Here is a 19,883-nt window from a genome sequence, read left to right on the forward strand (position 1 = left end):
ATAGGATACGAAAAAAACAGATTTTAAAAATATAGAAACGAGATTTTCTTGTTACCGTAATTTGCGTGAGGGATAGAGGCGATATCCTTTTGTGAAGTGGAACGGAACAAAAGATAAAGCCGAAAGCCCGACCCGGAGGGACACGCCCAAAATATACTAAGTAAAATTAATCGCGCAATCCCGATAGCTATCGGGAGCTAAGGCGCAAAGTTTTTTCTCTCGCAGATTGAGCAGATTTTTAATCATTTTAATCTTTTAATCTGTGGCAAAAAAACTTAGTGCCTTAGTGCCTTGCGGCAAAAACATCAAAACTATGTCACAAAACAAAAATGCCTTAATTCGGTACAAAACGATTGATAAATGTTTGCAGAATCGATATAGGCAATGGACTTTGGAGGATTTAATCGAATGTTGTTCTGAAGCTTTGTTTGAATATGAAGGTCGGGAAAACCCAATTAGCAAACGTACGATTCAGATGGATATTCAGCTTATGCGAAGCGAAAAACTGGGTTATAATGCGCCAATTGTCGTGTATGATAAGAAGTATTATAAATATGAAGATGACGAATTTACGATTACGGATATTCCGCTGACGGAAACAGACATGAATGTTTTAACGGAAACGGTTTCGATGTTGAAGCAGTTTAAGGATTTCTCTTTGTTTAGCGATGTATCGGATATTCTGCAGCGATTGGAGGATAAAATCTATGCCGAAAAATCACATACGAAACCTGTTATTTACCTGGATAAAAACGAAGGATTAAAAGGTTTGCATTATTTGGATGAAGTATATCAGGCGATTATCAAGAAAATTGTTCTGGTGATTAGTTATAAATCTTTTAAATCGATTGAGGAAACTAAATTTCATTTTCATCCTTTTATCCTGAAGGAATTTAATAACAGGTGGTTTTTGGTTGGCAAGAAAAAAGGCTCTGCTCCTATTACCAATTTGGCTTTGGATAGAATTATAGGAATCGACTATGATTTTAATCTGCCTTATTTAGAAGAAGATTTTGATGCCGATTTGTTTTATAAAAATGTGATTGGCGTTACGGTGAATTCGGGTTTAGCGCCCAGACGAATCGAACTTTGGATTGACGCGACAAATGCGCCGTATGTTTTGACAAAACCTTTGCACCATTCGCAACGGTTGATTACAGAAAATGAGGATAAAAGTATTATCGTGCATTTGTTTATTTCTCCTAATTATGAAATGGAACGAATACTGCTGGGTTTTGGTGACGGAATCGAGGTTTTAAGACCTGAAAATCTACGAAATCGTATGAAAAGGATTCTGAAACAGGCAATTTCTCGATATGATGAAGAAGAAATTACTGAATTAAAATCATGATTTTTTACAAAATGCAGAATTAAATCTTAATTTAAATCCATAAAATGATTTTTACGGCATTTATTTTGTTAAAATCTCAAAAAAGAATAGTATATTTCAATTAAAATTCAACCATAAACCGCTCTGAATCAGCGATATTTTTTTACTAACCAAAAATTTATCATCAAATTATATGCACGCATAGTATTTTTTGATTATATTTGAAATCGATATAGTTACATATGAAAGAGAAAACAATAGATTATATTTTGCGAGCTACGTGGCAAGCTGTATCAAGAATGTACAACGAGGAAGCTGCTAAATACGATGCTACAATGGCAACGGGATTTGCTCTTTTGAGTATTGATAAAGAAGATGGAACTCCGTCGACAGCTTTGGGTCCGAGAATGGGAATGGAAGCCACAAGTTTAACAAGAACTTTAAAATCTATGGAGGATAAAGGTTTGATTATTCGCAAAAAAAACCCAACTGACGGTCGTGGTGTTTTAATTTACCTGACGGAATTTGGAAAAGAAAAAAGAGATTTATCAAAAAATACGGTTCTGAAATTTAATGAAACGATTAGAAAACATGTTTCTGATGAAAAACTGAAACATTTTATCGAAGTTTCTGAAATTATAAATGAATTAATTCAGGACAAAAATATATTTAATCAAACAGAAAAATTAGAAAACGAATAACCTATAATATTAGGTTTATCTCACATTCAAATAAAAAACAAAATATTAACTCTATGAAACGCACAATTAAAAAAGTCGCTGTAATTGGATCCGGAATTATGGGTTCAGGAATAGCTTGCCATTTTGCCAATATTGGTGTTGAAGTTTTACTGCTTGACATCGTACCCCGCGAGTTGACAGAAGCTGAAACTAAAAAAGGATTAACGCTTGAAAGTAAAGTAGTTCGCAATCGAGTGGTAAACGAGCACTTGGCGAATTCATTAAAATCGAAACCGTCTCCTATTTACAGTCAGAAATTCGCAAGTAGAATTACAACTGGAAATACGACTGATGATATGGCAAAAATTGCCAATGTAGACTGGATTATTGAGGTTGTTGTAGAGCGTCTTGATATTAAGAAATTAGTATTCGAACAAATCGAGAAATTCCGTAAACCGGGAACTTTGGTTACTTCTAACACTTCTGGTATTCCGATTCATTTTATGAGCGAAGGAAGAAGCGAAGATTTTCAACAACACTTTTGCGGAACTCACTTTTTTAACCCTGCGCGTTACTTAAAGTTATTTGAAATTATTCCTGGTCCAAAAACCTCAACTGAAGTTTTGGATTTCTTAAACGAATACGGATCTAAATTTTTAGGAAAAACATCTGTTGTTGCTAAAGATACTCCGGCGTTTATTGGAAACAGAATTGGTATTTACGGGATTCAGAGTTTATTCCACTTGGTTAAAGAAATGGGATTAACGATTGAAGAAGTTGATAAATTGACTGGTCCTGTAATTGGACGTCCAAAATCGGCTACTTTCCGTACCGTTGACGTGGTTGGATTGGATACTTTGGTGCACGTTGCCAATGGTATTTATGAAAACTGCCCTACTGACGAACAACACGAATTGTTTAAACTTCCTGATTTCATCACAAAAATGATGGAGAATAATTGGTTAGGAAGTAAAACAGGACAAGGTTTCTACAAAAAAGTAGACAAAGATATTCTTACGCTTGACTTAGATACTTTAGAATATCGTGCTGCTAAAAAAGCATCTTTCGCTACACTTGAACTAACTAAAACTATCGATAAACCTATTGACCGTTTTAAAGTATTGGTTAAAGGAAAAGATAAAGCAGGAGAATTCTACCGTAAGAGTTTCGCTGGAATGTTTGCTTATGTGTCAAACAGAATTCCTGAAATCTCAGACGAATTATATAAAATTGATGATGCGATGAAAGCCGGTTTTGGATGGGAAAATGGTCCATTCGAAATTTGGGACGCCATTGGTGTTGCAAACGGAATCGAAATCATGAAAGCAGAAGGTTTAGAGCCTGCTGCATGGGTGAACGAAATGTTAGCTTCCGGAAGTGAGAGTTTCTACTCTGTAAAAGAAGGCGCTACTTATTTCTACAATATCCCAACAAAATCTCAAACTAAAGTTCCGGGACAAGATTCATTCATTATCCTGAACAACATTCGCGAAAGCAAAAAAGTTTGGAGTAATAGCGGTGCAATTATACAAGATCTTGGAGACGGAATTTTGAACTTAGAATTCCAATCAAAAATGAATACTATTGGTGGCGACGTTCTTGCTGCTATCAATAAAGCAATAGACTTATCTGAAAAAGAATATCAAGGTTTAGTTATTGGAAACCAGGCAGCGAATTTCTCTGTTGGGGCTAATATCGGAATGATTTTTATGATGGCAGTTGAGCAGGAATATGACGAGTTGAACATGGCAATCAAAATGTTTCAGGACACTATGATGCGCGTTCGTTATTCTGGAATTCCAGTTGTTGTGGCACCTCACGGAATGACTTTTGGTGGTGGATGCGAAATGAGCTTACACGCTGATAAAGTGGTTGCTGCTGCAGAAACTTATATGGGATTGGTTGAATTTGGTGTTGGTGTACTTCCTGGTGGTGGTGGATCTAAAGAAATGGCTTTGAGAGCGTCTGATTTATTCCGCAAAAACGATGTGGAATTGAACGTTCTTCAGGAGTATTTCTTAACGATCGCTATGGCAAAAGTATCAACTTCTGGTTACGAAGCTTTTGATACCGGACTTCTTCAACATGGTAAAGATGTTATTGTAGTCAACAAAGATCGTCAGATCGCTGAAGCTAAAAAACATGCATTGTTAATGGCTGAAGCGGGTTACACTCAACCTATCAGAAGAACGGATGTGAAAGTATTAGGTAAACAAGCTCTTGGAATGTTCTTAGTTGGAACGGATCAAATGGAAGCTGGAAAATACATTTCTGAGCACGATAAGAAAATCGCTAACAAACTGGCTTATGTTATGGCTGGTGGTGATTTATCTGAAGCGACTTTAGTATCTGAACAATATTTATTAGATATCGAACGTGAAGCTTTCCTAAGTTTATGTACAGAACGTAAGACTTTAGAAAGAATTCAATATATGTTAACTAAAGGAAAACCACTTCGTAATTAGAAAATAGAATGAAAGAGTGAAAAGAAGAAAGATGCAAGAAACAAGACTTCAAAACAGAGTTTTGTCTTTTCTCTTGCATCTTGTTTCTTGCCTCTTGCTTCTTCCTAAAATCTTAAAAAAACAAAAACAAATGAAAACAGCATATATAGTAAAAGCTTACCGTACTGCGGTAGGAAAAGCACCAAAAGGGGTTTTTAGATTTAAAAGACCTGATGAATTAGCTGCAGAAACCATTCAGTTTATGATGGCTGAATTGCCTGATTTTGACAAAAAACGCATCGATGACGTTATGGTAGGAAATGCCATGCCGGAAGCAGAACAAGGACTAAATGTTGGACGTTTAATCTCTTTGATGGGATTAAAAGTTGAAGATGTTCCTGGTGTAACCGTAAACCGTTATTGTGCATCTGGACTTGAAACTATCGGAATGGCAACTGCTAAAATCCAATCTGGAATGGCAGATTGCATCATCGCCGGTGGCGCAGAAAGTATGAGTTTTATCCCGATGGGAGGTTACAAACCAACTCCGGATTATAAAGTAGCTGCTGCAGGTCACGAAGATTACTATTGGGGAATGGGTTTAACTGCTGAAGCGGTAGCAAACCAATATAAAATTTCAAGAGAAGATCAGGATGAGTTTGCTTATAACTCTCACATGAAAGCATTGAAAGCGCAAGCTGAAGGAAAATTCGATAAACAAATCGTTCCGATTACTGTTGAACAAACTTTCATCAATGAAAATGGTAAAAAAGAAACTAAATCATACGTTGTAAAACAAGATGAAGGTCCCCGTGCCGGAACATCTGTTGCTGCATTATCTGGATTAAGACCCGTTTTTGCTGCTGACGGAAGCGTTACTGCCGGTAACTCTTCTCAAATGAGCGATGGTGCTGCTTTTGTTTTAATCATGAGCGAAGATATGGTGAAAGAATTAAATCTTGAGCCAATTGCAAGACTGGTAAACTTTGCTTCTTCAGGTGTTGAGCCAAGAATCATGGGTATTGGTCCTGTAAAAGCAATTCCGAAAGCGTTGAAACAAGCTGGTTTAGAATTGAAAGATATTGACTTGGTTGAATTAAACGAGGCTTTTGCTTCTCAGTCTTTGGCTGTAATTCGTGAGCTAGGTTTAAATCCTGATATCGTAAACGTAAACGGTGGAGCGATCGCTTTAGGTCACCCTCTGGGATGTACAGGAGCTAAACTTTCTGTTCAGTTATTTGATGAGATGAAACGCAGAGGTAATAAATACGGAATCGTAAGTATGTGTGTGGGAACTGGACAAGGTTCTGCGGGGATTTACGAAGTGCTCTAGACTTTTTAAGAGGAAAGAAGCAAGAATCAGGACTTAATTTTGGAATGAAGTATAGATTATGAAAACAAAACCATAAAAGTAGTAAAAAACTTACTTTAAATTTTTCTTTCTTATCTTGCCTCAAAAAACATGAGACATAATTTTAAGAATTTGAAAATTTGGATTTTAGCTATGGAAATTACAAATGACATCTATAGACTAACCGCCACTTTTCCAAAATCAGAAATTTATAGTTTGGTAAATCAAATGAATCGATGTTCTGTTTCAATGCCTTCAAATATTGCTGAGGGATCAAACAGAGGAAATAAACATTTTCAACACTATTTGAATATTAGTTTAGGATCTTCATTTGAATTGCAAACACAATTGTTAATAGCTTGTCAAAATGACTATCTAACAAAAGAAAAAACAGAAAAATTAGAAAACAAAATAATTGAATTTCAAAAGATGACCACAGGCTTCATAAGCAAGTTAAATTAAAATCTTGCTTCTTGCTTCTTTCATCTTTTGCCTAAAAAGAATAAAAATGGCAGATACAATCGAAAAAAACGTAACCCGTGGTGGTCAGTTTTTAGTTAAAGAAACAAAGTGCGAAGATGTCTTTACACCAGAAGATTTTTCGGAAGAGCAATTAATGATGCGTGACTCTGTTAAGGAGTTTGTAGACAAAGAAATTTGGCCTAACAAAAATCGTTTTGAGAAAAAAGATTACGCATTTACTGAAGAAAGTATGCGTAAAGCAGGTGAACTAGGACTTCTTGGAGTTGCGGTTCCGGAAGAATACGGCGGATTAGGAATGGGATTTGTATCTACAATGTTAGTTTGCGATTACATTTCTGGTGCTACAGGATCTTTCTCAACAGCTTTTGGTGCTCATACAGGAATTGGAACTATGCCAATCACACTTTATGGTACTGAAGAGCAAAAGAAAAAATACGTTCCTAAATTGGCTACAGGCGAATGGTTTGGTGCATATTGTTTGACTGAGCCAGGTGCAGGATCTGATGCTAACTCAGGAAAAACAAAAGCTGTTTTATCTGAAGATGGAAAATACTACTCTATTACTGGACAAAAAATGTGGATTTCGAATGCAGGTTTCTGTAGCGTTTTCATCGTTTTTGCCCGTATTGGTGATGATAAAAATATTACTGGTTTCATTGTAGAAAATACTGCTGATAACGGAATTTCTATGAATGAAGAAGAGCATAAATTAGGAATTCGTGCTTCATCTACGCGTCAGGTTTTCTTCAACGATACAAAAGTTCCTGTTGAAAACATGTTGTCTGAAAGAGGAAACGGTTTCAAAATTGCTATGAATGCTTTGAATGTTGGTCGTATTAAATTGGCTGCTGCTTGTCTTGATGCTCAACGCAGAGTAACTTCCGGAGCTGTAAAATATGCTAACGAAAGAATTCAGTTTAACACACCAATTTCAAGCTTTGGGGCAATCCGTTCTAAATTAGCTGAAATGGCAACTAATGCTTATGCTGGTGAAAGTGCTTCTTACAGAGCTGCAAAAGATATCGAAGATAGAATTATCGCTCGTGAAGCTGAAGGAACTAGTCATCAGGAAGCTGAATTGAAAGGTGTTGAAGAATATGCTATCGAATGTTCAATCCTTAAAGTTGCTGTTTCTGAAGATGTTCAAAACTGTGCTGACGAAGGAATTCAGGTTTTTGGTGGAATGGGATTCTCTGAAGATACTCCAATGGAAAGTGCCTGGAGAGATGCTCGTATCGCCAGAATTTACGAAGGAACAAACGAAATTAACAGAATGCTTTCTGTTGGTATGTTGATCAAAAAGGCTATGAAAGGTCATATTGATTTATTAGGACCAGCTATGAAAGTTTCTGAAGAATTAATGGGAATTCCATCTTTTGATACTCCTGATTTCTCTGAATTATTTGCAGAAGAAAAAGGAATTGTTGCGAACCTTAAGAAAGTTTTCTTAATGGTTGCAGGAAGTGCAGTTCAAAAATATGGTCCGGATTTAGATGCTCACCAACAGTTATTAATGGCGGCTTCTGATATCTTAATCGAAATTTATATGGCTGAAAGTACAATCCTTAGAACTGAAAAATTAGCCAAAAATAAAGGTGAAGATAAAGTTCAGGAGCAAATTGCTATGGCAAAATTATACTTGTACAAAGCTGTGGATATTGTAACACAAAAAGGAAAAGAAGGAATTGTTTCTTTTGCTGAAGGTGACGAACAACGTATGATGTTAATGGGATTACGTCGTTTTACAAAATACACAAACATGCCAAATGTAGTGGCTTTAAGAGAAACGATTACCAATAAATTAGTTGCAGAAAACGAATACTGCTTCTAATATAAAAATAGTTTTTAGCTTTTAATTTGTTTAAACCCGCACTCCTCCGAAACAGTGCGGGTTTATTTTTTTTATTTTTCAACATATAAGTTATGTAAGTTCATTTAAATATACTTTGCCGATATTACTTGGTAATTTTAATTCTTATATTTCTATAGCGCATTATAAAGATGCAGCTTATATTTTCTTATATCACTTATATGGTTTAAAAATAGACGCACTGCTGTGCGCCTCTACATTGCGGAATGACAATACATTTCACAAATCTTTATTAAAATTGCATTTCTGCTACACAATTGGTGATGAATTTTCTAATGTAATGTTTTATATTTAGCATTCTAAAAACGCTAAAAAACATAAAATGAAACAAATTAACCTGATTGCCTTGCTTTTACTGTGCAGCTTTACCTCAACTGTTTTTGCACAAAAAAGTAAAAAACTGGACATCATTGCTTATTACACGGGCGATGATAAACTAATTAACGAATACGAAATAAAAAAACTGGATCAAATTATCTTTAGTTTCTGTCATTTAAAGGATGGAAAATTAAGCGTTGATTCCGCTAAAGATTCTACCACAATTAAACATTTAGTTGCTCTAAAAGCATCAAATCCGCAACTAAAAATTGTACTTTCGCTTGGTGGCTGGGGAGGTTGTGAGCCTTGTTCTGCTGCGTTTTCTACTGCCGAAGGAAGATTAACTTTTGCGAAATCAGTAAAAGAAGTGAGCAACTATTTTAAAGTTGATGGTTTAGATTTAGATTGGGAATATCCGGCAATTGAGGGACTGCCAGGACATTTATTTCAAGCTGCTGACAAACGTAATTTTACAGAACTAATCAAAATTTTACGCTCTACGTTAGGTAAAAAATACGAATTGAGTTTTGCTGCCGGAGGATTTCAAAAATATCTTGATGAATCTATTGACTGGAAAACTGTCGCTCCATTAGTAAACCGTATCAACATTATGAGTTATGATTTAGTAAACGGATATTCTAAAGTAACGGGACATCATACACCATTGTACAGCACAAACGCTAAAGAAGAATCTACAGACAAAGCGGTTACTTATTTATTGAAACAAGGAGTTCCAGCAGAAAAATTAATTATTGGAGGCGCATTTTATTCCAGAACATGGAAAAATGTTGAAAATATAAACAATGGTCTTTATCAGGCAGGAGAACATATTGAAGGTGTTAATTTCAAAAACTTTGCTACAACTTATACAGAAGCGAATGGCTGGAAATATTTTTGGGATGATAAAGCAAAAGCACCGCACTGGTACAATGAAAAAACAAAAACCTTTGCAACATCAGATGATCTTAAATCTATCAAGGCAAAAACAGAATATGTAAAAGCTAAAAAATTAGGCGGAATCATGTTTTGGGAACTTACATTAGACAGTCCGCGTGACGGAATGGTAAATGCAATTTACGAAGTTAAAACAGCTAAATAAATAAGTTTAGCAACAAATAAAAACGGCAGTTATAAAATTATAACTGCCGTTTTTTATATTTTATTACTTTAGAAGGCTACTAAATTTTTGATTTATCTAATTCTCCAATAAAAGGAATCGATTCTAAAATCTCTGCTCTGATTATTGTTTGCAGGTATATTTCTAGCTGAATAAATTTTGCAGCATTTATTGCTCCTACTGCTTTTTTTGCTTTTGAATATGTTTTACAATATAATTTTTCATACGCTAAATGATTTTTAAGAGTTCCTTTTGCCAGTTCATCAGCTTTTTCATCTGTAAGAGTGGCATAATTTGATGCGTAATCATTGATTAGCTGAAATTTTGATTGTCCAAGAGCTTTACGAGCTGTTTCGTAATCATCGTAAACTTTTGTAAAAGCAACAGATTGTGTATCAGATAAATTCATATACTGTTTTACAAGATCACTTTTTGATTTACCGTACACACTTTGCAAAACATCTACATCTTCCTTAAACGAAGATTGGGCATAAGATGATAAAGAAGTAACAATCATAATAAGAATAAGACTAATTTTTTTCATAGTATTAAATTTAATTTGTTTCTAAAAATCAACAGGTTATCAAATATAATGATTTTTTTAACAAGTTAATACATGGTTATTTTTTAGTTTCATTACTTTTGGGAGCTCTGATTTCTCCATCATATGAAATTGATGCTCTATTATTACTATTAATGGAAAGCGTTCCTCCTCCGTCAGAAAAAATAGTAAACATCAAATTATAAACATCATCTTTACCTTTGACTGTAGCTTTCACAATATAACTTTTCTTCTTTTTTTCAATCTTTATATTTTCAGGAATACCTTCAAATTTTATTCCGCCATCACCTCCGTAAGCAACATTAAAAGCCCTGCCGAAGAATGGTAAATCTCCAGTTGTTTTTTCAGTGTCAAATTTTAAAAAATAAGTATTATAATCTAAAATAATCATCCTGCCTCCTTGCGGAGTTACTTTTTGTGCTTCAAAATCAAATTTCTTCGAATTTATTAATGCTTCAGTTTCTTTTTGTTTCTGTGAATCCCTTTCTGCTTTTAGCTCTTTTTTAGTTTTTTCCTGTGCAAAAACGGGAGAAATTAAAATGCTCAACAACACAAATAAAATGGATAATTTAGTTTTCATAAAATAGGTATTTAGAAATTTATATTCCTTTCTATTTTTTAGTAAATAGTATTCTGCCAATGTAAACTGCAATTTTGAACACACTAAATTACATAATAATTTCTGATGCCTTCTTAATGTTACACTAAAATTACTGCTAATAGTTTTAGATATATTTAACTTTTAGCGGGAATGAATGTCGGAATTTTATGTTAAATTTACTTAATGTTTAATTTAAAAGCCTTTTTTATGAAAAAAATAATCGTTTCCTTCGCTATAATTACAGCCTTAATTATTGGCTGTAAGACTAATACAAAATCAAATGATGCAAAAACTCTTACTGTTGCTTTAGAGCCAAAAAGTAATAGTACTGTTACCGGAACTGCTACTTTTACAGAGAAAAACGGAAAAGTAACTTTTGTTGCAAAAATGACCGGATTAACTCCCGGAGTTCATGCAATCCACATTCACGAAAAAGCAGATTGTAGTGCTGCAGACGGAAGTTCAGCTGGCGGACACTGGAATCCAACTTTTAAAAAACATGGAAAATGGGGTGTTGCAGAATATCATAAAGGTGATATTGGAAACTTCACCGCTGATGCAAAAGGTAACGGATCTATCTCATTAACAACTGATGAATGGTGCATAGGTTGTGGAGATACAAACAAAGATATATTAGGAAAAGGTTTAATTGTACATCAGGGAACTGATGATTTTACAACTCAGCCTACCGGAAATGCTGGTGGAAGAGCTGCTTGCGCCGGAATCATCAAATAAAAATATAAATAACCACTGGATTTTCACAAAATCTAGTGGTTATTTCATTTAAAACCTATCCTAACACAAGAAAAAGATATAGCTTTGCAGCTATAAATTAAAGTGAATGATTAACCCATCAGCATCAGGTTGGATAGACAAGTTTTTTAGTGAACAAAAGTTTTTAGAGGCTATCCCTTTTGAAACTACTGAATCGTTTTACTATAAAGTCAGAGAAACCGGTTTTATCTATGGACATATCATTGATATTGATTCTCAAAAGCCTATTTCTATAAAAGGCTGGTTTAAAACCGAAATTTCTAAAGTCGCTTTATTAAATACTTTATATGGCGTTTATTGTTTAGAACAAAGAAGCTCTGAACCTCATAATTTTATTGCCGAAGTTTTGAAATTTTATAACGAAATGAATCCTGAAGGTTTTAATTTGTTTAAAATTTTACTTCCAAAAGATACTCCTTCACACTCTTTAGAAAATATAATAGATCAACGTGTTCAAACGAATGACAGCATTATAAGTAAAAACTTTTCTCACTTAGTAACAAATGCACTTTTGTTTATTGATGTTCTGGCATTCAGACAATATTTGGAAAAAGGCTCAATTCCTGAAAAATATTTAAAACGTATTGAGGAAACTGTTTTAGGTATTGTAGGATTAGCTTTAAAAACCAAAACTGTCAAATCGCAGCATGATGATTTATTGATTAAGCTTTTTGAAGCTTCTATTCGATATTCTAAATTTTCAAAAGTTACGGTTGATACTTTAGAAACTTTGCAATTGAATTATTTCAATAATAAATTAGAATATTATTATTTAATCGATATGGCTGGAATGGCTTTGTGGAGCGATGGTGTAGTAGAAAATGAAGAAGCCTACTTTTTATATTCCTTAGGATCAATGATTGGAGTTTCTGATGATTTTGTAACCAAAAGCATTGATACTACAAATGATTTTATTACTACTCATAAAAAGAAGATTCCGTATTTTAATTATTCTAATCCGGTAAAACATTTTTATGATCAAATGACGCACAGCGTTGTAAAACTGATTATAAGAAATAAAAACAGATTAGTTAAGGAAATCATTCAGAGTAAGGAATTAATGGTTTTATTGGCTTATTCTACCACCAGAGACTTGGATGCCAAGGAAAAGAAGAAAGTAAAAAAACAACTTTTAGATATTTGCAAAACGATTCCGTCCCTGACTATATTTTTACTTCCCGGCGGAAGTTTATTATTGCCTATTTTAATCAAGTTTATTCCCACTATGCTGCCATCGGCATTTAATGAAAATCTTGACGAAAACGAATAAAAAAAATCGCCCTTGTGAGGCGATTTTTTATTTATTATTATAGATTACTTAGTTGATAAACATCGTCTAATTCATCATTAGAAGCAATATTTACATTTAAATCTGTTACAAAACCAGAATTTAATCCGTAAACCCAACCGTGAAGCATTAAGTCCTGTCCGTTTTTCCAGGCACCCTGCACGATAGAAGTTTTAGCTAAATTGTAAACTTGTTCTTTAGCATTGATTTCTACAAAAGCATTAAAGCGCTCTGTTTCATCTTCAATAGAATTTAAATATTTATCATGTAAACGATATTCATCTTTAATATGGCGAATCCAGTTGTCAATAATCCCTACAGACATGTTCCCCATTGCAGCTTTTACACCACCGCAACCGTAATGTCCGCAAACAATTACGTGTTTTACTTTTAAAACATTTACGGCATAATCTAATACACTTAACATATTCATATCAGAATGTACTACCATATTGGCAATATTACGGTGTACAAAAACCTCTCCCGGTTTAGCTCCAATAATTTCATTTGCAGGAACACGACTATCAGAACATCCAATCCATAATAATGGTGGTGTTTGTCCTTTTGCCAAATCTGCAAAATAATTAGGGTCTAATGCTAATGATTTTTCTACCCACTGTTTGTTGTTTTCTAGTAACTGCTTATAAAACTCTTTCATTTTTTTTTGTTTTTTGAATGGTACTTCTTCATGTTTAAACATATCAAAATAACTTACTGTAAAGTTATCAAATTTTGATACTTCTCAAACTGAGGAAATACCTAAATTTATTTAATTTGTTTAAAATTTTTCTTTGACCACCTCTTTTTTAACCAATGCTCTTTTTGCGACATCATAATAATGTTCAATAGATACATGATTGTTTATTTCAGGAGAATTTTCAAGCTCATAAGCTTCTTTAAATCCTTTCAATTTTACTTTGATATTTTCATCAATAGCGCGTGTTTCCTTAAATTCACGAATTAAGTCTAAAACGTCATGAGCAATATACTCCGTATCATGAGCATTGATAACTACTTTAGAATTTTGAGGAATTTCACTCAATGTTAATTTGATAGCCGCCTTGTTCAAAAATGAAACTTCCTGAGCTAAATCAATATGGATAACATCTCCATCTTCGTATTCTTCTTTTTTAAAGCTGTACGCTCTTTTCAGGTTTCCTCTCAATACAAAAATAATACTAATGATAATTCCTAAGGCAACACCTTTAAGTAAATCTGTGGCAACAACAAACACTAAAGTCGCAACAAAAGGTATGAATTGGTATTTTCCTTTTTCCCAAAAATGTTTGAAAGTAGCGGGTTTCGCTAATTTATATCCTACCAGAATTAAAACGGTTGCTAAAGTTGCTAACGGAATTTTATTTAAAACTGCCGGAATTGACAACACGCTTATCAGCAAAAGTACACCGTGAATAATAGCCGACATTTTAGATTTTGCCCCTGCATTATTATTAGCAGATGATCTCACAACAACAGATGTCATTGGTAAACCACCTAAAAGTGAACTTAAAATATTACCAATACCTTGCGCTCTAAGCTCAACATTAGTATTTGTATAACGTTTTTGAGCATCCATTCTGTCCGCAGCTTCAATACAAAGTAATGTTTCAATAGAAGCTACAATGGCAATCGTAATAGCAACTACCCAAACTTGTGGATTTGTAACCGCAGCAAAATTTGGTGTAATTAAAATAGATTTAAATTCATCAAAAGATTTTGGAACTGGCAATGAAACCAAATGTTCTTTTGCAATTGCCAATGAGCTTCCTGAATAAACAAAAAATTCGTTTAAAACTACTCCCGCAATAACCGCAACAAGCGCACCCGGAACTAATTTCAATCTTCTTAAAAATGGAACTTTTTCCCAAGAAATTAATATTATTAATGAAGCCAGTGAAATGACTACTGCTCCTAAGTTTATATGATTTAAAACATCAAATAAAAACGAAAATGAATTACTTCCATCATTCTGGATAAAAGACTGATCTCCTTCAAAATCAGCATCGTAACCAAAAGCGTGAGGCAATTGTTTTAAGATGATTATAATTCCAATACCTGCTAACATTCCTTCAATAACATTTGTTGGAAAATAATTTGATATACTTCCTGCTTTTAAAAATCCTAATGCTAATTGAATTAATCCAGCAATAAAAACAGACATTAAAAATACATCAAAGGCACCAAAATCAGTAATAGCTGTTAAAATAATAGCTGTTAATCCAGCTGCCGGTCCAGATACACTAATGTGCGACTGGCTTAAATAACCAACCACAATACCACCAATAACACCTGCAATAATACCAGAAAATAAAGGTGTTCCAGAAGCCATTGCGATACCTAAACACAACGGAAGAGCCACCAAAAAAACCACTAAACCTGAAGCAAAATCAGATTTAAGGTTGGCAAAAAGATTGATTTTTTTTGTCATAATACAATACTAAAAAAATTATTCATTAAAGATTTCCTGTATTTATACAAATACAGTTGAGTTCAAAATAATCGGAAGTATTATACCAAGTTAGGAGGTGGAGCAAAAATGCTCGGAGAAATATTGTCTAGTTTTACAATATTTTCAGACACTATGGTCTTTTTTTGAATATAAACTGGCATTATAACTTCATGCTGAAGTATTACCGGATAAACGGCAGCCTTAAGTTCTTTATGCGAATGCTCCTCTTCAGAAAAACTAAAAAACATACATCTATCATTGCTTTTCTTCATCACCGTAACAAGAGTTGGGGTTGATAAGAAGGCAATAAATATGAATAATAATATGCGAGAGATTAGTTTCATTGGAGCAAAAATAGTGTTAAAGAAATAAAATCAAAGCGTGAGGGCAAAAATTTTTTACAAATTTAACAAACATAAAAAAACAGAATGCCGGCTGACCAACATTCTGTTTGTATTTCATTTAAAAACAATTAGTTACAACTCTTCTTCTAACCACGCATTCATCATCCAGATGGTTTTTTCCTGCTCTGCAATGAAGTCACTCATCATAGAATTTGTTCCTTCGTCATTAATATCATCTGATTGTTTTAAAATTTCTCTTTCTATTTTTAATAAATCAGATAAAGAATTTACAATTAAATGAACTGCTTTTTCATCGTTTGAAATATTTTTTCCAACAGTTAATTTATTATTTGCAATGTAATCTTCAAAAGTATGCAGCGGAGTTCCTCCTATTGTTAAAACTCTTTCGGCAATCATATCGATTTTCAATTGAGCATCTGTATATAATTCTTCAAATTTTACGTGTAAATCAAAAAAGCGTTTCCCACGAATATTCCAATGTATTCCTCTTAGATTTTGATAATAAACCTGAAAATTTGACAACAGAATATTTAATTCTTTCACTAACAATTCTGATTCTTTTACAGGCAATCCTAAAATATTTGTTTTCATCTTTTTTCTCTTTTATAATATGTTTACTACAAATTTAAAATAACTTCTTTAAAAATGTTATAAAAAAAAATTATATTTTCTTATTTTTGCATCACAAAATACTATCAAAATGACGATTACTCAATTACAATATGTGTTAGCAGTTGCAGAACATAAAAATTTTACTCTTGCTGCCGAAAAATGTTTTGTTACCCAGCCTACTTTAAGTATGCAAATCCAGAAAATCGAAGATGAACTTAATATTTTAATTTTCGACAGAAGCAAAAAACCTATCCAACTTACTGATATTGGTCAAAAGATTGTCAATCAGGCAAAGAATATTGTAAATGAAGCCGATAGAATAAAAGATATTGTAGAACAGCAAAAAGGTTTTATAGGAGGAGAATTTCGTTTGGGAATTATACCTACTATTATGCCAACACTTTTACCCATGTTTTTAAATAACTTCATTAAGAAATATCCTAAAGTGAAGCTTTTAATCGAAGAATTAAATACAGATGAAATTATTCTGAAATTAAAAAACGGTCATCTTGATGCTGCAATTGCTGCAACTCCGCTTGAAGATGAAAAAATAAAAGAGATTGTTTTATATTTTGAACCTTTTGTGGCTTATATACCTGAAAGTCATTCGAGTTTTCAAAAAGAAGAAATTGAAGTTTCTGATTTAAATTTAAATGAAATTTTGCTTTTGCAGGATGGTCATTGTTTTAGAGACGGAATTTTGAATTTATGCAAAAATGGTTCTGATACCGACCAGAATAATTTTCAGATTCAAAGCGGAAGTTTTGAAACTCTTATAAAATTAGCCGACGAAGGTCTGGGCACAACATTACTTCCGTACTTGCACACTTTAGACTTAAAAGAATCCGATAAACTGAAACTACGAAATTTTAAGGAACCAAAACCCGCTCGAGAGGTAAGTTTAATTTACCCAAAAAGCGAATTGAAAATGCAAATCATTGATGCGCTCAGATCTACAATTGCCGGAGTTGTAAAAGGTGCAATTGTTTTTCAGAATGTTCAAATCATAAGTCCGTTACCAAAGAAATAGACCATAAAAAAGGAGCCAATTGGCTCCTTTTTTTATACTTTGATTAGTAGTAAACTTTGTTCTAGTTCTGGTTTTTCAATAATAAAATTCATTAACCATTCTTGTAATTGTTCCATTTCGTATGGTAACAGGGTTTTGATAGCTTTTTCTAATTCTTTACAGAAAAGTATCGGGTCGAAACTCACTCTCTCAAGTATTGATTTCGTGTAATCAAACATCATTTTTGACATAATAAAATAAGATTTTTGGGGGTTATCTATATTTCTAAACTCGCACAAATTTAATCAAATATGATTCATAAGCACTCATTTTAACTTATTTTTTTAAAAACTATAATTACGAATACGTTTTCTTAATAAATATAAATCAATATAGAACGATTCTAAACAACTCATTTAAACCTTTTTAAAGGCTCTAAACATTTCTCGTTTTCCTAGAGGTCCCTCTAATTTTTCAACTTTAAATCCCACCTCAATCATGCTTCTTTTAACAACTCCGCGAGCTGCGTATGTAACTAAGACTCCATTAGACTTTAAACTATTGTACATTTTTTGAAAAATTTCAGTACTCCAAAGCTCCGGTTGCACTCTATATCCGAAGGCATCAAAGTAAATCAAATCAAAAGTTTCAAAATCGTTGATTTCATGAAAAAATTGTTTCCTTTTGGTTAACGAAAAAGCTTTGCAAATTTCAACTTTTTCATTCCACTCACATTTATGCATTTTTTGAAAAATGTTCTCAAATTCCAATGCATCAAGTTCAGTCACATAATTCATTGCCAAAACTTCTGCTGCATCAACCGGATGGGCTTCTACTCCAACATAATCTATCTTCTGATTTTTTTGATTGCTTTCTAAAAAAGTAACAAACGCATTTAAACCAGTCCCAAAACCAATTTCAAGAATACTCACCGGATTACTATCGAATAATGAAAGTCCGTTTTTTATAAATACATGTTTCGCTTCCTGAATGGCACCATTTTTTGAATGATAGCATTCATCCCACTCTTCTAAATGAATTGTTGTTGAACCATCTAACGTTTTAATTATTTCTCTTTTCACTATATTCGAAATTTATAATCTGATTTTATTGGTATTCAGTGTATTTTACGAGTCAAATTTAATCAAAACAAATGCGTAAAGCCTTAAAAAACGGCTGTTTTTTCATAAATTCTTTATAAAAATGTCCTAATTTTTTGACTTTATTATAAGATAAATAAATCTCAGTCAAAGGGCATAAATAATGCAGTTTTAGTAAGTAACTTATATATTTTTACTTAATTTTGCATTAATAAATTCTATTTACACCAAATCATTACTTTAGAATCTTCTACTGTAATGTAATTACATAAAAACCTTTATATAATTATGAGTACAACTCAAACAAGCAAAATTGAAATCAGAAAAGCCACTTCGTCCAAAATAAGCGGAGTAGACTTTCAAAACCTAAGCTTTGGTGCTGTTTTTACAGACCATTTATTCGAATGTGATTTTAAAGATGGAGAGTGGCAAAATCCTGTCATTAAGCCTTATGCTCCAATTTTAATGGATCCTTCTTCAAAAGTCTTCCATTACGGACAAGCTATTTTTGAAGGAATGAAGGCTTACAAGGATGACAATAACGATGTTTGGTTGTTTCGTCCTGATGAAAACTTCAAACGTTTTAATAATTCTGCAATTCGTATGGCAATGCCGGAAGTGCCGGAATCTATTTTTATGGATGGTTTGAATGAGCTTTTGAAAATTGATCAGGAATGGGTTCAAAAAGGAAACGGAAGCAGCATGTACATTCGTCCTTTTATGATTGCAACCGGCGCTGGTGTTGTTGCTAATCCATCTGACGAATATAAATTTATGATTTTACTTTCTCCTGCACAATCGTATTATGCTGGTGAAGTAAAAGTAATTATTGCTGAACATTATAGTAGAGCTGCAAATGGTGGAATTGGTGCTGCAAAAGCTGCCGGAAACTATGGTGCACAATTTTACCCAACTAATTTAGCAAATAAAGATGGCTTTCAACAAGTGATCTGGACAGATGATGCAACGCACACTAAATTAGAAGAAGCGGGAACAATGAACGTTTTCTTTAGAATTAATGATACTTTATTAACTGCTCCAACAAGCGAAAGAATCTTAGATGGTATTACCAGAAAAAGTTTGCTTGCTATGGCAGAAAAAGAAGGTCTTAAAGTAGAAGTTCGTCCTGTTATTGTTTCAGAATTAGTTGAAGCGGCTAAAAACGGATCACTAAAAGAAATCTTCGGAGCCGGAACTGCTGCAGTTATCAGCGTCATCAAAGGTTTCTCTTATCAGGATGTTTATTATGAAATGACTCCTGTGGAGGATTCATATGCTTCTCTTTTAAAAGAAAAGCTAACAAGCCTTCAAAATAAATTAACTGAAGATACTTTTGGCTGGACTGTAAAAGTGCAGTAATCTCATTTTAATTTTGACATACAAACCCGACAGATTTTAAAAACTGAACTGCCCCCAAAAAGTTAGACACTATTTGGGGGCATTTTTATGGAAAAAAGAGTAAAATATGATTATGAGTTTAAGCTTGGCTGTATAAATAAAGTTTTAAAAAACAACATTCCAGTTTATTCA

The 19,883-nt window shown here is 33.3% G+C and carries 18 protein-coding genes; 11 read left to right on the forward strand and 7 right to left on the reverse strand.

The window, feature by feature from the left end; all coding sequences use genetic code 11:
• The first annotated feature begins 313 nt into the window (after window positions 1–313).
• From KHA90_RS10640 to KHA90_RS10670, 7 genes are all read left to right on the forward strand, one after another.
• A complete protein-coding gene (locus KHA90_RS10640; protein ID WP_213299027.1) occupies window positions 314–1,351 on the forward strand; it encodes a helix-turn-helix transcriptional regulator in 1,038 nt (345 codons plus the stop codon).
• A gap of 221 nt (window positions 1,352–1,572) precedes the next feature.
• Window positions 1,573–2,031 (forward strand): MarR family winged helix-turn-helix transcriptional regulator, encoded by a 459-nt coding sequence (locus KHA90_RS10645; protein WP_213299030.1) that lies wholly within the window; start codon window positions 1,573–1,575, stop codon window positions 2,029–2,031.
• A gap of 53 nt (window positions 2,032–2,084) precedes the next feature.
• On the forward strand, window positions 2,085–4,475 hold the full coding sequence (locus tag KHA90_RS10650) for a 3-hydroxyacyl-CoA dehydrogenase/enoyl-CoA hydratase family protein (RefSeq protein ID WP_213299033.1): 2,391 nt from the start codon (window positions 2,085–2,087) through the stop codon (window positions 4,473–4,475).
• A gap of 130 nt (window positions 4,476–4,605) precedes the next feature.
• The gene (locus KHA90_RS10655; protein WP_213299036.1) at window positions 4,606–5,787 is read left to right on the forward strand and encodes an acetyl-CoA C-acyltransferase; all 1,182 of its coding nucleotides are present in this window, start codon (window positions 4,606–4,608) and stop codon (window positions 5,785–5,787) included.
• 129 nt (window positions 5,788–5,916) lie between these two features.
• On the forward strand, window positions 5,917–6,267 hold the full coding sequence (locus KHA90_RS10660; RefSeq protein WP_213299039.1) for a four helix bundle protein: 351 nt from the start codon (window positions 5,917–5,919) through the stop codon (window positions 6,265–6,267).
• 46 nt (window positions 6,268–6,313) lie between these two features.
• Window positions 6,314–8,119 (forward strand): acyl-CoA dehydrogenase family protein, encoded by a 1,806-nt coding sequence (locus KHA90_RS10665; protein ID WP_213299043.1) that lies wholly within the window; start codon window positions 6,314–6,316, stop codon window positions 8,117–8,119.
• A 361-nt stretch (window positions 8,120–8,480) separates the two neighbouring features.
• On the forward strand, window positions 8,481–9,575 hold the full coding sequence (locus tag KHA90_RS10670) for a glycoside hydrolase family 18 protein (RefSeq protein WP_213299046.1): 1,095 nt from the start codon (window positions 8,481–8,483) through the stop codon (window positions 9,573–9,575).
• A gap of 79 nt (window positions 9,576–9,654) precedes the next feature.
• Here KHA90_RS10670 and KHA90_RS10675 read toward each other — a convergent pair whose 3' ends face one another.
• Both KHA90_RS10675 and KHA90_RS10680 read right to left on the reverse strand, forming a co-directional pair.
• Window positions 9,655–10,137, reverse strand: coding sequence for a hypothetical protein (locus KHA90_RS10675; protein ID WP_213299049.1), 483 nt, complete (start codon window positions 10,135–10,137; stop codon window positions 9,655–9,657).
• Between the two features lie 76 nt (window positions 10,138–10,213).
• On the reverse strand, window positions 10,214–10,735 hold the full coding sequence (locus KHA90_RS10680) for a DUF4251 domain-containing protein (protein ID WP_213299052.1): 522 nt from the start codon (window positions 10,733–10,735) through the stop codon (window positions 10,214–10,216).
• Window positions 10,736–10,963: 228 nt separating this feature from the next.
• Between KHA90_RS10680 and KHA90_RS10685 the strand changes: the two genes are divergently transcribed.
• Both KHA90_RS10685 and KHA90_RS10690 read left to right on the forward strand, forming a co-directional pair.
• Complete coding sequence (locus KHA90_RS10685) at window positions 10,964–11,491, forward strand: superoxide dismutase family protein (protein ID WP_213299055.1); 528 nt, start codon at window positions 10,964–10,966, stop codon at window positions 11,489–11,491.
• Window positions 11,492–11,597: 106 nt separating this feature from the next.
• On the forward strand, window positions 11,598–12,800 hold the full coding sequence (locus KHA90_RS10690; protein WP_213299058.1) for an LETM1-related biofilm-associated protein: 1,203 nt from the start codon (window positions 11,598–11,600) through the stop codon (window positions 12,798–12,800).
• 37 nt (window positions 12,801–12,837) lie between these two features.
• On the opposite strand, the gene can is transcribed toward KHA90_RS10690, so the two are convergent.
• The 3 genes from can to KHA90_RS10705 form a co-directional block, all read right to left on the reverse strand.
• Window positions 12,838–13,476: a carbonate dehydratase gene (gene can, locus KHA90_RS10695; protein WP_213299061.1), complete on the reverse strand. Its 639-nt coding sequence runs from the start codon at window positions 13,474–13,476 to the stop codon at window positions 12,838–12,840.
• A gap of 120 nt (window positions 13,477–13,596) precedes the next feature.
• Window positions 13,597–15,246, reverse strand: coding sequence for a SulP family inorganic anion transporter (locus KHA90_RS10700; RefSeq protein WP_213299064.1), 1,650 nt, complete (start codon window positions 15,244–15,246; stop codon window positions 13,597–13,599).
• Between the two features lie 497 nt (window positions 15,247–15,743).
• Entirely contained in the window at window positions 15,744–16,223 is a 480-nt protein-coding gene (locus tag KHA90_RS10705; RefSeq protein WP_213299067.1) for a Dps family protein, read from the reverse strand.
• A gap of 109 nt (window positions 16,224–16,332) precedes the next feature.
• On the opposite strand from KHA90_RS10705, the gene KHA90_RS10710 reads away from it, so the two are divergent.
• Window positions 16,333–17,274, forward strand: a complete 942-nt coding sequence (locus tag KHA90_RS10710; RefSeq protein WP_213299070.1) for a LysR substrate-binding domain-containing protein — start codon at window positions 16,333–16,335, stop codon at window positions 17,272–17,274.
• A gap of 32 nt (window positions 17,275–17,306) precedes the next feature.
• On the opposite strand, the gene KHA90_RS25370 is transcribed toward KHA90_RS10710, so the two are convergent.
• Window positions 17,307–17,504, reverse strand: coding sequence for a hypothetical protein (locus tag KHA90_RS25370; protein WP_244860295.1), 198 nt, complete (start codon window positions 17,502–17,504; stop codon window positions 17,307–17,309).
• Between the two features lie 165 nt (window positions 17,505–17,669).
• Window positions 17,670–18,335 carry a tRNA (5-methylaminomethyl-2-thiouridine)(34)-methyltransferase MnmD gene (mnmD, locus tag KHA90_RS10715; protein ID WP_213299073.1) on the reverse strand — a complete coding sequence of 222 codons (666 nt, stop codon included), beginning with the start codon at window positions 18,333–18,335 and terminating at the stop codon, window positions 17,670–17,672.
• A 306-nt stretch (window positions 18,336–18,641) separates the two neighbouring features.
• Between mnmD and KHA90_RS10720 the strand changes: the two genes are divergently transcribed.
• The gene (locus KHA90_RS10720) at window positions 18,642–19,712 is read left to right on the forward strand and encodes a branched-chain amino acid aminotransferase (RefSeq protein WP_213299076.1); all 1,071 of its coding nucleotides are present in this window, start codon (window positions 18,642–18,644) and stop codon (window positions 19,710–19,712) included.
• Window positions 19,713–19,883 lie beyond the last annotated feature (171 nt).

This window comes from Flavobacterium psychroterrae, from assembly GCF_018380615.1.
GTDB classification, from domain to species: domain Bacteria; phylum Bacteroidota; class Bacteroidia; order Flavobacteriales; family Flavobacteriaceae; genus Flavobacterium; species Flavobacterium psychroterrae.

What these genes read in the sequence shown, in the direction of transcription:
- KHA90_RS10700 (WP_213299064.1), bottom strand. Translation starts at nt 15,246, where the DNA reads ATGACAAAAAAAATCAATCTTTTTGCCAACCTTAAATCTGATTTTGCT.
- KHA90_RS10690 (WP_213299058.1), top strand. Translation starts at nt 11,598, where the DNA reads ATGATTAACCCATCAGCATCAGGTTGGATAGACAAGTTTTTTAGTGAA.
- KHA90_RS10675 (WP_213299049.1), bottom strand. Translation starts at nt 10,137, where the DNA reads ATGAAAAAAATTAGTCTTATTCTTATTATGATTGTTACTTCTTTATCA.
- KHA90_RS10685 (WP_213299055.1), top strand. Translation starts at nt 10,964, where the DNA reads ATGAAAAAAATAATCGTTTCCTTCGCTATAATTACAGCCTTAATTATT.
- KHA90_RS10680 (WP_213299052.1), bottom strand. Translation starts at nt 10,735, where the DNA reads ATGAAAACTAAATTATCCATTTTATTTGTGTTGTTGAGCATTTTAATT.
- KHA90_RS10670 (WP_213299046.1), top strand. Translation starts at nt 8,481, where the DNA reads ATGAAACAAATTAACCTGATTGCCTTGCTTTTACTGTGCAGCTTTACC.
- KHA90_RS10660 (WP_213299039.1), top strand. Translation starts at nt 5,917, where the DNA reads ATGAGACATAATTTTAAGAATTTGAAAATTTGGATTTTAGCTATGGAA.
- KHA90_RS10650 (WP_213299033.1), top strand. Translation starts at nt 2,085, where the DNA reads ATGAAACGCACAATTAAAAAAGTCGCTGTAATTGGATCCGGAATTATG.
- KHA90_RS10720 (WP_213299076.1), top strand. Translation starts at nt 18,642, where the DNA reads ATGAGTACAACTCAAACAAGCAAAATTGAAATCAGAAAAGCCACTTCG.
- KHA90_RS10655 (WP_213299036.1), top strand. Translation starts at nt 4,606, where the DNA reads ATGAAAACAGCATATATAGTAAAAGCTTACCGTACTGCGGTAGGAAAA.
- KHA90_RS10640 (WP_213299027.1), top strand. Translation starts at nt 314, where the DNA reads ATGTCACAAAACAAAAATGCCTTAATTCGGTACAAAACGATTGATAAA.
- KHA90_RS10710 (WP_213299070.1), top strand. Translation starts at nt 16,333, where the DNA reads ATGACGATTACTCAATTACAATATGTGTTAGCAGTTGCAGAACATAAA.
- KHA90_RS10705 (WP_213299067.1), bottom strand. Translation starts at nt 16,223, where the DNA reads ATGAAAACAAATATTTTAGGATTGCCTGTAAAAGAATCAGAATTGTTA.
- KHA90_RS10645 (WP_213299030.1), top strand. Translation starts at nt 1,573, where the DNA reads ATGAAAGAGAAAACAATAGATTATATTTTGCGAGCTACGTGGCAAGCT.
- can (WP_213299061.1), bottom strand. Translation starts at nt 13,476, where the DNA reads ATGAAAGAGTTTTATAAGCAGTTACTAGAAAACAACAAACAGTGGGTA.
- KHA90_RS10665 (WP_213299043.1), top strand. Translation starts at nt 6,314, where the DNA reads ATGGCAGATACAATCGAAAAAAACGTAACCCGTGGTGGTCAGTTTTTA.
- KHA90_RS25370 (WP_244860295.1), bottom strand. Translation starts at nt 17,504, where the DNA reads ATGTCAAAAATGATGTTTGATTACACGAAATCAATACTTGAGAGAGTG.